Source organism: Microbulbifer regidiadema (SeqCode) (assembly GCF_052467605.1).
Genome location: NZ_CP174316.1, coordinates 541,809 through 555,275 on the forward strand (window position 1 = coordinate 541,809; position 13,467 = coordinate 555,275).

A 13,467-nucleotide genomic window follows, 5' to 3' on the forward strand; every position below is an offset into this window, starting at 1 on the left:
CCATGGGGTTGGGGTGGAAAGTTGCACTGCTGAACATTATGCGTAACGGGCGCCGCAGTCTGATTACCTTGGCAGCGATCGTTTTCGGTTGTACCAGCTTGATTATTTTTGGCGGTTTTGTTCAGTCGATGTACGAGGGGATGCGGGAGAGTATGATTCGTTCGCAGCTCGGCCATATACAAATCTATGCCAGGGGTTATAACCAGTTTGGCAAGGCGGAACCGGAAAAATACCTTATTGCTGACCGGGATCTGAAGAAAATTTCCCGTGTGGTAGAAAGTGAGACGGATACACTGGTGGTGGCGCCCCGCCTTAATTTCAATGGCCTGCTCAGCGATGGCAAGCAATCGATCGCCATTACCGGTATTGGTATCGATGCTGAGAAAGAGGTGATGCTTTCCTCCGCAATTCAGATTGTTCAGGGGGATGACCTGTTTCCTGAGGATATTTCCGCTGCCCATCTTGGCGAAGGCCTGTTCAATGCGTTGAATGTTCAGGTTGGGGATTACTTGACCCTGTTGGCCAGCACCCAGGATGGGGCTATCAATGCCGTAGATGTACAGGTCATGGGGGTAATCACAACCGGGGTTAAGGAACTGGATGATCGCCTGCTCAGGGTGAATTTACCTCTGGCCCAAGAGCTGCTCTACACCTCGGATATTACCCGGTTAGTGGTTTTATTAGAGGAGACCGCACTCACATCTAGCTCAATTGCGACTCTGACCGATGTATTTGCCCAGAATAACCTGGATTTGGAAATAAAAAGCTGGGAAGAACTGGCCGGTTACTACCATCAGGTAGTCGGCCTGTTTAACGGAGTTTTTGGTTTTATTACTGTCATTGTGCTGGTTATCGTCGCGTTGAGTATTTCCAATACTATGTTGATGGCCGTAATGGAGCGCACCCGCGAGCTGGGCACTATTCGGGCTATGGGCGGGACTCCCCGCCAGGTTGTAAACCTGATTTTGTTGGAATCACTTCTTCTCGGTTTGATCGGAAGTCTGCTGGGATTGCTGATTGGTGCCCTGGCAGCCAAGGGAATTACCTATGCCGAGTGGATGATGCCGCGACCACCGGGTAGCACTCAGGATTACCCTATCCGCGTATTTGTGGTACCGGCTATTCTGCTGAAGACATTCCTGTTGGGCTTTTGTATTTCACTGGTCTCCAGCCTTTACCCTGCCATAAAAGCGTCGCGGCTGCCGGTGGTGAAAGCGCTTAGGTTTACTTGATTTTGCGTTATGGAACTTAGGTTGGAACTCCTATGAATAGATTAAACCCATTTTATGGCTGGGTATTGGCGCTAGCCGGCCTTTTTCTTAGCCACTCAACTTATGCATCTGTTTCGGCTGAGTCTTTGGTTAACAAGTTAGATGACTTTCGCGGCTTCAGGGATCAGGGCTTTAGCTTTGATATTACCAATATCAGCTATAAGAAGGACAAGGAACCCCGCACCAATAAGCTCAGTGTCAAAGTATTTAACGATCAATCCCTGATTCAGTTTTTAGCACCGGCTCGGGAAAAGGGCAGGGCAATGCTAAAAGAGAGTGCCAATATGTGGCTCTATATTCCCGGTACGCGTCGGGTTATCCGGATTGCGCCCTCCCAGCGTTTAATCGGGGAGACCAGTAACGGCGATGTGGTAGGGGCAAATTTCTCCCGGGATTACACGGCGGAACTGCAAGGGCAGGAAACCATTGACGGGGACAATTACTGGGTTCTGAGTTTGTCGGCCAAGGCCTCCGGTGTTGCTTATGACAAAGTAAAAGTATGGATGGCCGAAGCTGAGGGCAATATACCCTTAAAAGGGGAGTTCTATACCCGTTCCGGGCGACTGCTTAAAACTGCACACTACAAAGAGTTCAAGCAATTTGAAGGCGAACTGAAACTGCACAAATTACTCTTGGTGGATGCGCTTATTGAGGAGAGTTATACCTGGATGAAATTCGACGACTACCGTCTCGAAAGCCTAGATCCGGCAATATTCCAAAAAGGCTCCTTGGGCAGGTTGAATTAACGGATGTCGGTGATGGTTATCGGATTCAGAGCAGTTTTTTCGTTCCTATTTCTTCCCCTCGCTTTTACTGTCAGAGTGGTCAGCGCTGAGGACTACCAAGACCCTTTCGAGACCGGTGCCGAGCTTTTTGCGGAAGAGGGTACTGAGATGGGCGCCTCTCAAGCTGTATGGGATATTGATGCTTCACTATTTGGGTATCACCAGCAGAATACAGTTCGGGATGATGCCTATTTCGACCCGGGTCTGTTTGTTTTTGATCAGCGGGAATCCCTGCTTGCACTGGACCTCAGTAGCCAGTTTTCTCTGGGGGCACATTTCTCGCTCTACTCCCGGTTTGCAGCGATAGAGCACTACCGCTTTGATGAGGCCGACGTATCTGCAAAGGAGACGGAGTCTCACCTCTTAGAGGGTTATGTTTCTTCTTACACCGCTAATCGCCGTCTGGGTATTAACCTGGGGCGAATCAAGCCCCAGTGGAGCAACGGTTATAACTGGTCCCCCGCCAATCTGTTAAAAGCCACTTTTGACCGTCCCAATCTGGATACGGATGAACTTACCCAGCAACTGGGTTGGGATATGGCTCACCTTGATGTTCGCTATGGGCGCTGGAATGCCGGTATTTATATGGCCCAGATTGAGGCCAATTTAGAGGGGGGCGGGAGTGAGAGCGGGGGGCAGTACGCACTGGTGGTTAACCGTGAAGGTGACTTGGATAGCCGTTTGGTACTGCACCAGTTAGAGGGGGGCTCCACGAATGTGGCCCTAGGGCTGAGTACCTTGGCGGGAGACAGTGCCACACTCAGGCTGGAAGGGGCATGGGAACATCAGCGGGAGCTACCGCAGCCGGGCGAGTTCACCTATACCCCAGCGGAGGACGAGGGCTATTTGAAGCTGGTGCTGGGTACTCAGCTCAGTTTCAATCAGGGCTGGGATATTACAGCGGAGTATCTGTATAACCAGCATGGCTATGATGATGGCGAATGGCGCTGGATTCAGGCGCAGGTCGATCAAGCTAAGAACAGTTTGAACAGCGCGCGGACCTATGAGGCAATTGCCTTCCTGTCCGATAGCCTTAGCCTGTTATCGACCGGGCAGTTGCGGCAGGAGTATTTATTCTTTATGTGGGGCAATACCCGCCTAGATAAGAAATTCCAATATCGCCAGAGTGTTCAATACAATCTTGATGACAAAAGCCAGTACCACAACCTGGAATTGATTCAGAATTGGACGGAGCACTTTAGTACACGATTACAAGCCCAGTTTTTCAGCGGCTGTGAATCCTGTGAGTTTGGCCTGCTACCTGCGGAAAGGCTCCTTAGATTAAGCCTCTACTACGATTTTTAGGGCTTGCTGGCTAAAAGGGCTGCATATTTTTGTGCAATTTTCTGGTTGCCGGACTCCCTGCCAATAGCAATTAATGCCCGCAGAATATCCAAGTCCTGCGGAAATCGGTGATAGCCATCTTCGAGAATATCCAGGGCAAGTGCGCTGTTGCCTGCCGAGTGAACGGCGATGGCATACACATAGAGATAGCGGCCTTGAGCTTGTTCACCGTCAGCGGCGGCCTTTAAAAAACCCACTGCCTCCCGGTGGCGCTTCTGGCGAACTAGGGCGAGGCCTAGAGCATGCTGGATGGTGGCGATATCTTCACTTTTTGTCAGCGCCCCTCTGAGCAGCAACTCTGCATCGGCTTCACGTCCATCGACCCGATACAGGTCGGCCAAGTTGATATAGGCGGGGGTGTAATAGGGGACTTGGCTGATCGCCCGGCGATAAAAGGCTTCCGCCTGTTGTGTATTTCCTCGTTGAAAGTGGAGGTTGCCCAGATTTACCAGGGACTCCGGCCGGTCACTGTTGAATAATTCTGAGCTGGTATAGGTCTTAAGGGCTTTTGCGAACTGCTGCCGCACCTGCGCAGGCATGGTCTCGATGCGTGTATTGACCAGGCCATTGGCCGCTAGCGAGCGGGTCACGGTCATTTTGCTAAAAAGTAGCGGCACACCGATCATCAGGCGCAGTTGCTCCGGTAGTTCATCCAGGGATTGCGCCAGGGCTAGATTTAATAAGGGCTCATCGCCCTGGGCAATTTGTTGTAGCAATTGAGCGCTATCCATCGATAGGTAACGGGGCAACAGGCGGGCAGCACTGGCGCGGACAATGGCTGGCTGCGTGCTGTCCTGAATAAGCGCCATCAACTGCTTGCCGGCCTCGCTATCCCCGCGCATAGCGGCGTGCAGCACCTGCCCGTAGTGAGGGGGAGGGGGGCCGTACTTGTCCTCCAGTACCTTTGCCGCCCACTGGCTCGATTTGTCTCGGTGGCAGTGATTGCAGCTATTGGGGCTGCTCAACGCTTCGGAAAGATCGGGGCGGGGAATGCGGAAACTGTGATCTCGGCGCCCATCCACCTGCATAAAATCTTTCTCCGGCATATGGCAATTGATACAGCGAGCGCCGGGGCTCTGGGGTGGGTGCAGATGGTGGTCAGTGCGGGCAAATCGCTCCGGCATATGGCACTGGGTACAAACTGCATCGCCGGAAGCTCTCATCTGTAGGCTGTGGGGGTTGTGGCAGTGACTACAGGTAACACCCGCCGCGTACATTTTGCTTTGCAGGAAAGAGCCATACACGAATACCTCTCCATCGGCCTGGCCATCCGCATGGTAGAGCGGCGCTTGCAGAAGTGTGAGATTGAAGTGGTCCAGCAATTCGCTGTCAGCCTGCGCCCCGGCTAAATGTGTACTCCGGCGAGAATGGCATTGGGCGCAAGTGGGGATTTCCCGCTGGGTGTTTGCCGACGGTGCAAGCTGGGCAATGCCCGTTTGTAAATTCATTTCCCAGCCCTGCTGGGCTGGATCAGTCAGAAGGAGATTGAGCCCCTTGTTGTGCAGTTTCTTATCTTGTGTCGCGGCCCACTGAAGGTGCCTCGATCCGGGGCCGTGACAGGACTCGCAGCCGACACTGATCTCTGACCAGGATGTCCGATAGCTATCGGTTTTCAGGTCATAGGCTTTTTGCAGATTGCTGGAATGGCAGTCGGCACACATAAAGTTCCAATTCTGGTTGATCCCGCTCCAGTGCAGAGGGTGTTGATGGTCTATGGTCTGGTCGGCATAGAGGTGGAACCAGCGCTGGCCACCGGCAGAGTTCTCCCGGCTGTCCCAGGCGATACTCAATGCCTGCAGGCGCCCGCCCTCCAGCTCAATTAGGTATTGCTGTAAAGGGTGGAGCCCAAATGTATAGGTGATCCGGTAATCGCGGAGGTGCCCGGCGGGCCCGTCAGTGCGCACGTAATAGTTACCGTTCTTTCGATAGAAGAGAGACTTCTGCCCCCGATGCTCAAATGTGACGCCGGAGAAATCACCGAGAACGCTGTTGCTATCGGCGACTTGCATCGCCAACTGGTGGTGGGAGCCTTGCCAGGCATCGGCTTGGCCTTTATGGCATGCAGCGCATTGTACTGAGCCGACATAGGCGGCTTTTACAGGGGGAGTCTCGCTTTGCCTCCCCTGTGACTGGGCATCAACGGGCTTTTGCTCGTTACAGGCCATCAGTGCGAGACATATAAGAACGATTTGAAGGCGGCTAATGCCAGCTATATTTATCACGGCCTATTTTGTGCGCTGAGTTTTTATCCTGGGGGCCTCTGAATAATTATCGAAAGCCCCGCAGAGGCATTGCGGGGTTATTTAGAGGCGCCCTAGGACAAAATATTAGTTCATCTGCCGTAAATGTCATTTTGCGAGGATTTCCAGAATGTGGGATTGGACTTATCGGATCGTGTTGGGTAGATGTTGTCTATTACTGGTACTGGCGATTAGTTTGCCAGCCTTCAGCTCTCCCCTGCCATCCTGGCGGGACCATGGTGCTAAAGCTCGGATAGTGGCCTTTGTCGACAGGGTTACCCAGAGAGGCAGCGCCGACTTTATCCCCGTCAATGAGCGTATAGCGGTATTTGATAATGACGGCACCCTCTGGTCTGAGAAACCAGCGTACTTCCAGCTGCTCTATGCCGCAGATGAGGTTAAAAGGCTGGCGCCGCAACATCCGGAGTGGAAAACACAGGAACCCTTCGCCTCGATTCTAAAGGACAGCTTATCCGATCTGCTGGGGCAGGGGCGGGAGGGTTTGGAGGTCATGCTCACGGCGACCCATACGGGGTTGAGTACAGAGGCTTTCCAGAGTTCTGTTGCCCAATGGATCAAAACCGCGAAGAATCCGCTAACCGGACAGCACTACCGCGCAATGGTGTTCCTGCCCATGTTGGAGCTGCTGGCCTACCTACGCTCAAAAGGCTTTAAAACTTATATTGTTTCTGGTGGCGGCACCGATTTTATCCGTGTGTTTTCCTGGGAGTTGTATGGTATTCCCCCGGAGCAGGTTATCGGCAGCCGCCTAAAGTCGCGCTATGAGAATGGGGGTGGGAATCCCCGTATTGTGAAATTAGATGAACTGGCCTTTCTCACCGATAAACAGGGAAAGCCCATAGCGATCAATGACTTTATTGGCCGCCGACCAGTATTTGCCGTCGGCAATTCCGATGGTGATTTACAAATGTTGGAATGGACAACTGGCGCCAAGGGAGCGCGTTTGGCCATGCTTATTCACCATACGGATGCCAAGAGGGAGTGGGCATACGATAAGGATTCGGCAGTAGGGCGGCTGGACAAAGCACTGCAAGCGGCAAAGGCAAATGGCTGGTTGGTGGTCGATATGGCGAAGGACTGGCAGCAGGTATTTCCGCCAGAGCTCAAGAAGTTATCGAGTAAAGGACCTGTAATTCCTCAAGCCCCCGCCTATCGGGACTAGTCTTAAAGCGCTGTATTGAGCCTGCCAATATCGAGGTGTGTAATGCCCCCACTTTCCCTTGCGTTTCAGCGCCTGTTCCTTTTAGTCGGACTGATGATTATAGCCCTCTCTCCCGGCAGTCTCTTCGCCCAGAGTAAACCCAATATTTTGGTGATCTGGGGGGATGACATTGGTATCTGGAATATCAGCGTCAACAATCGCGGCATGATGGGCTACACCACACCTAACATCGACCGTTTGGCCGTAGAGGGCCTCTCCTTTACGGATTACTATGGTCAGCAGTCATGTACCGCCGGCCGCGCGGCATTTTTAGCGGGTAATGTTCCCGTGCGCACCGGTATGACTAAAGTGGGCCTGCCTGGCGCCGAGGAAGGTTGGCAGAAGAGTGATGTCACCATCGCCACGGTGATGAAAAGCCTGGGCTATGTCACCGGCCAATTTGGTAAAAATCACCAGGGGGATAGGGATGAGCATCTGCCGATCAACCATGGCTTTGATGAGTTTTTCGGCAACCTCTACCACTTAAATGCTGAGGAAGAACCGGAAAACCGGGATTACCCCAAAGACCCTGAATTCCGCAAGAAGTTTGGCCCCAGGGGGGTGATTAAAGCCAAGGCCGGCGGTCCCATTGAAGATACCGGCCCCCTCACCAAGAAGCGCATGGAAACGATTGATGATGAAACACTGGCAGCGGCCATTGACTTTATCGAGCGTGCCCACGCTGCGAAAACTCCCTTCTTTGTCTGGTGGAATGCCACCCGGATGCACTTCCGCACTCATGTCCGAGAGGAGCACACCAATCTGGCCGGCCCGAACAGCAATAAATATATGGATGCTATGGTTGAGCATGACATCTTGGTGGGGAAGTTGTTAAATACGCTTGATCGTTTGGGTATCACCGACAACACCATCGTGTTTTACTCCACCGACAATGGCCCCCACTTCAATACCTGGCCAGATGCCGCAACCACACCATTTCGCAGTGAAAAAAATTCCAACTGGGAAGGGGCCTACCGGGTGCCCGCCTTTGTACGCTGGCCGGGCAAATTCCCAGCGGGCACCACGCTGACGGGGATTGTTGCCCACGAAGACTGGTTGCCGACCCTCGCCGCTATTGGAGGAAATCCGAATATAAAGGAGCAGCTCAAACAAGGTGTGGAGCTAAATGGGCGTGAGTATCGAAATTATGTCGATGGCTACAATATGCTGGATTACTTCAGCGGAAAAACAAAACTCTCGCCGCGAAAGGAGTTTATCTATGTAAATGATGACGGCCAAATTGTGGCCATGCGCTACGATCCCTGGAAAGCGATTTTTCTGGAGAATCGAGGGCAAGGTTTTGCTGTATGGCGAGAACCCTTTACCGAATTAAGAGTGCCACTACTGTTCAATTTAAGACGAGACCCTTTTGAGAAAGCCCAGCACAGCTCTAACACTTATAGCGACTGGTTTATAGATCGGGCATTTGTTCTAGTTCCGATGCAGCAGCTCGCCGCTAAGTTTTTGCAAACTATGCAAGAGTATCCCCCCAGCCAGGTACCCGGTTCTTTTAATTTGGAGAAAATACAAAAACAACTGGAGAATGGGGCAAGTGGCAGTAACTAAAGAGTCACTGCGGTGGGTATTAGTGAGGGTTAGGCGGGTGTAGTTGACCACAATCTATTAGTTAAGTGAGCTATAAACACTGCGTTTATGTATGCCAATAACGTGGGTGTAGATCTTGGCAGTACTGATATCGCTATGGCCAAGTAGCTCCTGGATATTGCGTATATCAATGCCTGTACGCAGAAGGCTAGTCGCAAAAGAGTGGCGAAAAATACTTGACCACTACATGCGAATATTGAGAGCCGAGACCGCTTTTGAAACTGCCCGCCTTACTTGTTGCTCGCCAATATGGTATCTCCGTACCCTATTGCTGCGGGGATCTTGCGTGCGAAAGGCAGGTAAACCTGTCCATCGTCTTCCGCCAGATCTGCTTGATACACAGAAAGAGAGTGGGTTATCTGTATTTTGAGTGGCTTAAGCAGAGATTTAGGCAGTAGCGTCCTTCGCCACTTCTTCCCCTTGGATTCCCGCACGATTAAGTATTGACCGGTGAAATCGATATCCAGCACTCTGAGCTACAAATCCTCCTCGCCCTAAAGGGCGGAGATTCCTACCGCTAGACGGCGATGCTCCGCCGTAAGAATATTTTTAGCCGCGTTTATATCGAGGTGGTGCTCAGCCCCACACTCTGAGCGGATCCACTCTCTTATTCCCAAACCTGACTTACCTTTTGGAAGTGAATAAATCCCTTTATCCAATGGATGTAAGTTTACTTCATTCGGTACGATAGTGTCTGTTTGCGAGTGTGCTGACGTAAAATATCCAGAAAATGTTCTGGTTTAGGCAGCAGCTTAGGGGGAATGCCATCCATGACAGTTTCTTTTTCTGTGTTGTCAATATCGAAGATCAAAAGCAGCTGCACATATCCACGCTAATATGAGTGCTAACTTATTGATTTTGAATGATTTATGCCTGTGATCAAAAGCAGCAAAATAACAAGATATGATGCATGTGCAATATATCCACCTGGGTATTTTTATGCTAAAGTCGGTTAACTTTTTGATTTATATATGTTTTTTGAGTTCCTGTTCCTGAGATATGTTGACAGGTGATATAATGTAGCTGCTTTTGAATACAGTGTTATGCCACTAATAAGAATTAAGTAGGAGTAGTTTATGAAATTAAGAATTGCAATTTTGGGTGTCTTGATACTGAACTCAAGTGCGGTAAGCTCAAATGAACCGGATACAGCAATGGGAGCAGCTGGACTTACTTCCCAGCTGTCGAGCCATTTGAATAAAATGGTTGAAAGGTGCATAGAGTTTATTCCAGAGGGTGAAACGAAAATTCTTACTGCGCAATCCGATTGGAGAGGTAGGAATATAGACGTTATATCCGTTGCTGAGGGATTGATGGCTAAGGCTCGTATGGAATTGCCGGAAGTCTTCGCAAAGTTGGATGTTGCCGAGGATAAAAGCATAGCCGCAATGTTTTTGCCGATGACAGCCGAAATTAAAAGACAGTATTGCGGAAAATATTTTACAGATATCACTAACGGCTCTAGAGACATTAGGAATATAAGTCCTAAAGCATACGAGTTACTAAAAAATTATAAATCCTGAATAGGCATAACAAGTCAAAGCACGCGGACTTGGTAAAGCTGTCACCTTTTTTGTTTACGCAAAAAAAGCCGCCAACTTCACCAAGCCGGTGTTTGAGGCGTTACGTGTCATCGAGTTAGAGTGAGAAATTTAGATGAATCCAAAGTTTGAAGTACAGCCAGAAATAGGAATTGGCCCAGTTAAACTAGGTATGGATCGTACTTCTGCTATTGCAAGCATGGGCTTAGAGCCGGATAGCTTTATGAAAACCCCAATGAGTCAGCATCCAACTGATTCATTTTATGAGGCAGGCTTTCAAATATTCTATGAGGGCGAAACTCCAAAGGTAGAGAGTATCGAGCTATCTCGCGGTTGCGGCTTCGAAGCCACGTTATCCGGCGAGAATATCCTTGATCTATCGGTTTCTGAAGTGCTTTTAAAAATAGAGAGTGCAATTGGTCTCAAGCCAAAAACAGAAGATGAAGGTTATACCTTTGAGATTCCAGGTCTCGGCTTGTGGCTTTGGCGGCAGTCAAATGATACTAACGATGAAGAAGGTCTATATTTTTCAACAATCGGAGTTGGTGCGGTCAACACGTAATAAGTCAAAGCACTCGGGCTTGGTAAAGCTGTCACCTTTTTTGCCCCCAAAAAGCCGCCATCTTCACCAAGCCGGTGTTTGAGGCGTTAGATGTAAGAGCATGCTGAGAGGAATAAAATTGAAAATAATAGTATTTGGAATTTTTCTTACTGTTATCGCTGGCGTAAGTCATTCTGCTGAATTACTACAAATTCCTGCAAATCCAGACAAAGGGTTCAATTATCCTTATTTGCTCAAATTACCAGAAATGGTGTCCAAGCAGGATAAAACCTTTTTAATTGTCGAAACCAATAACACAGGAAAGGTTTCTGATGATTATGATGTTCATCTTGAAGCTGCCAAAAATGCAATAGTGGGCAATGCTGTTGGACCGTGGTTGTCTAAGAAATTGTCCTACCCAATATTAATGCCGGTTTTTCCTCGTCCTAAGTCGGAATGGCAAATTTACACCCACGCACTTGATAGAGATTCCATACTTGCGAAATCTCTCCCATTCGAAAGGCTGGATCTACAGCTTAAGGCAATGATTGAAAATGCCCAGGATGTATTGCGTGAACGCTCGTTAGAGCCTGAAGATAGAGTCATACTAGCTGGCTTTTCTGCGTCCGGTACATTTGCGAATCGTTTTTCTCTTTTACATCCTGAAATCATTGAAATAGTTGTTGCTGGAGGGTTGAACGGTACATTGATGTTACCTACGGCCTCGCTTGATAGTCATGGCTTAAAGTATCCCTTAGGCATAAATGATTTCAGTCAGATAACTGGCAGAAATTTTGATCTGGATGAGTGGTTGAATATTAAGCAGTTCTTATTCATGGGTGAAAATGATACTAATGATGCCGTGGCATATGATGATGCCTATTCTGAAGAAGAGCGGTCGGTAATCTACAAAACTACAGGTAAATCAATTCATCCTGAGCGCTGGAATAATTCTCAAAAAATCTACAAAAAGTATGGAGCTAACGTAACTTTTCGCACTTTCAAGGGGCTAGGCCATGGCACCAATGGCGATGTACATAGCGAGTTCCTGGCATTTGTGCGGGGGAACATCTAACAAACAGCGGCAGAGCGACAGCCAACGCTACGCACTTTTTGTGTTACTCGCTGGCGCTCAAACATTAACACAAGAAGCGCTCCGCGCTGGCTACACCTGCGCAGGGCGTTATGGGTCCATGAAATATGGAAGAAATTTTTAAATATATTTCCGATAAAAGTGGTGATAATACCTACTACCTCAAGAGTTTAAATTGCTTGGATGGGGTGGATCTAGATTTGTACTGCTCGCTTGGTGAGGCCTTTCCGGTTCGAGACATCTATGCACTGCTAAGTGATAGAAATTGGCGTCCACAACTTGTTGCGTATACTTTTGCTCTAGCTAGAAATGGAAATAATGGTCTCGACCAGTTTAAGGCCGCTCTATCTAGGGGAAGTTTTGTCTCCCCACAGCTTATCGTTGCAATTGCCATGCTTGGAAAAAGAGAGTCCGGCAAATTTCTTTTGGAGTTGCTAACTGACTCAACGACATCCAGTAAGTCTAAAGGTGCAATCGTTGCAGCTCTGCCGTATTGCTTTGTAAATGAGGCTGCATTAGGGGAATACACGTTAGATTTGAGTGAGTTCGGTATGGGGCACAGTATTGCGGAGCAGCACATAAGGTTCTGGGACAAACGCGGCTATGTGCGCAAACCATAACAATCAGTGGCAGAGCGATAGCCAACGCTGGGCGTTAAGGCATAGGATGAATATCGTGCATTTACTCAAAGATTACAAAGAGACCATGATCGCGTGTGCAATCCTCCTAATGATTGGGTTGCCTCGGCACGGAGCAGTCGTCTTAATAATTGCCTTCTTTTTCATTATTCCTTTAGTTTTACAAAATATATTTTACATCTATAAAGATCCGAAGAGCATAAAGCTTCGATGTACGAGAATGTCTATATGGTTCGCATCGGTGTTTCTTATATTGGCCCACCATGCTTACCTACATAATAATGCGAGAGCCATAGCTGATCGAGCAAAGAATGAAGTTGTTCAATTCTACAATCAGAATGATAAATATCCAGATAGCCTTTCAGTTACAACGTTAGAGATTGATAGTTACAAGAAAATTGGTCTTTACTATTCAATAAATGAAGGAAGGCCAATGTTATTTTATCGTGTAACATGGATTCCTTTTGAAACGTATCAATTAGATTTCAAAGCGTTGCAATGGATTCAACACGGTTAAAATATCAGGCAAGCCTTAACAAGCGGCTGCAATCTGACCTCCGGCTACTGTCAATTTTTTTGCAAAGAACCGAAAAAAGGCGCCAGCAGCTTCTGGCAGTTGAGCCGGGCGTTAGATTCATGGAGAGAGTCTTGGACGAAATTCCGGAAAAAGTAATTACAGACAAGTTTGGAAACCGCTTGAAGCTATGCCAAAAGTGCAATACGCCTGTGCATTTGAAAGGTGCAATGATTACCTGCATGAACGATTGTTATATTGGAGAAATCAATTGGCGTCCTGAATTCTCCGATGAGCAGCCTGCTGAAGAAAACGGCTTCAGCCCAGTTGTTACGAAAATGTGCTCCAAGTGTAAGCTGGACGGTTATATCTATTTCAGGGATGGAGATAGCTGGTATAAAGAGCCGTGTGACTTTTGCAAAGGAAAAGGCAGTTTCAAAGAGAAAAAATATGAAGGTGATGATGCACCTTTAGCACTTGAGGTAAGTGAAGACGGTAAGACAAAATGCCCAAAATGCAATTTTCGCTTTAAAGTCACTGACCCTAATGTTTGGTCAGGTGATCGGCATAAAAGGTGTGGTAAAAGACTTATTGTTCCAGACAGTTGGTTACTCTATTGGCCAGGAAAAAGCTAAATCGGGTAACCGGCTGTCCTACCACTACGGCTATAAGG

At 48.7% G+C, this 13,467-nt stretch carries 13 protein-coding genes; 10 read left to right on the plus strand and 3 right to left on the minus strand.

The window, feature by feature from the left end:
• Positions 1 to 2: 2 nt before the first annotated feature.
• Genes ACJJIF_RS03200 through ACJJIF_RS03210 form a run of 3 tightly spaced genes read left to right on the plus strand, consistent with a single transcriptional unit; the run spans position 3 to position 3,361 of the window.
• Positions 3 to 1,232 carry an ABC transporter permease gene (locus ACJJIF_RS03200; RefSeq protein ID WP_444930804.1) on the plus strand — a complete coding sequence of 410 codons (1,230 nt, stop codon included), beginning with the start codon at positions 3 to 5 and terminating at the stop codon, positions 1,230 to 1,232.
• 32 nt (positions 1,233 to 1,264) lie between these two features.
• Positions 1,265 to 2,017 (plus strand): outer membrane lipoprotein-sorting protein, encoded by a 753-nt coding sequence (locus tag ACJJIF_RS03205; protein WP_444930805.1) that lies wholly within the window; start codon positions 1,265 to 1,267, stop codon positions 2,015 to 2,017.
• Positions 2,018 to 2,029: 12 nt separating this feature from the next.
• Positions 2,030 to 3,361 (plus strand): hypothetical protein, encoded by a 1,332-nt coding sequence (locus ACJJIF_RS03210; protein ID WP_444930806.1) that lies wholly within the window; start codon positions 2,030 to 2,032, stop codon positions 3,359 to 3,361.
• Here the strand turns inward: ACJJIF_RS03210 and ACJJIF_RS03215 are convergent.
• A complete protein-coding gene (locus ACJJIF_RS03215) occupies positions 3,358 to 5,622 on the minus strand; it encodes a multiheme c-type cytochrome (RefSeq protein ID WP_444930807.1) in 2,265 nt (754 codons plus the stop codon). The genes ACJJIF_RS03210 and ACJJIF_RS03215 overlap by 4 nt on opposite strands.
• Before the next feature lie 148 nt (positions 5,623 to 5,770).
• On the opposite strand from ACJJIF_RS03215, the gene ACJJIF_RS03220 reads away from it, so the two are divergent.
• Positions 5,771 to 6,823, plus strand: coding sequence for an HAD family hydrolase (locus ACJJIF_RS03220; protein WP_444930808.1), 1,053 nt, complete (start codon positions 5,771 to 5,773; stop codon positions 6,821 to 6,823).
• A gap of 42 nt (positions 6,824 to 6,865) precedes the next feature.
• Positions 6,866 to 8,428, plus strand: coding sequence for an arylsulfatase (locus ACJJIF_RS03225; RefSeq protein ID WP_444930809.1), 1,563 nt, complete (start codon positions 6,866 to 6,868; stop codon positions 8,426 to 8,428).
• A gap of 57 nt (positions 8,429 to 8,485) precedes the next feature.
• Here ACJJIF_RS03225 and ACJJIF_RS03230 read toward each other — a convergent pair whose 3' ends face one another.
• Complete coding sequence (locus ACJJIF_RS03230) at positions 8,486 to 8,641, minus strand: tyrosine-type recombinase/integrase (protein ID WP_444932310.1); 156 nt, start codon at positions 8,639 to 8,641, stop codon at positions 8,486 to 8,488.
• Between the two features lie 56 nt (positions 8,642 to 8,697).
• Positions 8,698 to 8,937, minus strand: a complete 240-nt coding sequence (locus ACJJIF_RS03235; protein ID WP_444930810.1) for a hypothetical protein — start codon at positions 8,935 to 8,937, stop codon at positions 8,698 to 8,700.
• Between the two features lie 606 nt (positions 8,938 to 9,543).
• Between ACJJIF_RS03235 and ACJJIF_RS03240 the strand changes: the two genes are divergently transcribed.
• The 5 genes from ACJJIF_RS03240 (at position 9,544) to ACJJIF_RS03260 (ending at position 13,429) form a co-directional block, all read left to right on the plus strand.
• Positions 9,544 to 9,990: a hypothetical protein gene (locus ACJJIF_RS03240; protein ID WP_444930811.1), complete on the plus strand. Its 447-nt coding sequence runs from the start codon at positions 9,544 to 9,546 to the stop codon at positions 9,988 to 9,990.
• Between the two features lie 133 nt (positions 9,991 to 10,123).
• Entirely contained in the window at positions 10,124 to 10,570 is a 447-nt protein-coding gene (locus ACJJIF_RS03245) for a hypothetical protein (protein WP_444930812.1), read from the plus strand.
• Positions 10,571 to 10,688: 118 nt separating this feature from the next.
• Complete coding sequence (locus tag ACJJIF_RS03250; RefSeq protein ID WP_444930813.1) at positions 10,689 to 11,624, plus strand: alpha/beta hydrolase; 936 nt, start codon at positions 10,689 to 10,691, stop codon at positions 11,622 to 11,624.
• A 125-nt stretch (positions 11,625 to 11,749) separates the two neighbouring features.
• Positions 11,750 to 12,262, plus strand: coding sequence for a hypothetical protein (locus tag ACJJIF_RS03255; RefSeq protein WP_444930814.1), 513 nt, complete (start codon positions 11,750 to 11,752; stop codon positions 12,260 to 12,262).
• 666 nt (positions 12,263 to 12,928) lie between these two features.
• The gene (locus ACJJIF_RS03260; protein WP_444930815.1) at positions 12,929 to 13,429 is read left to right on the plus strand and encodes a hypothetical protein; all 501 of its coding nucleotides are present in this window, start codon (positions 12,929 to 12,931) and stop codon (positions 13,427 to 13,429) included.
• The last annotated feature ends 38 nt before the right edge of the window (positions 13,430 to 13,467 follow it).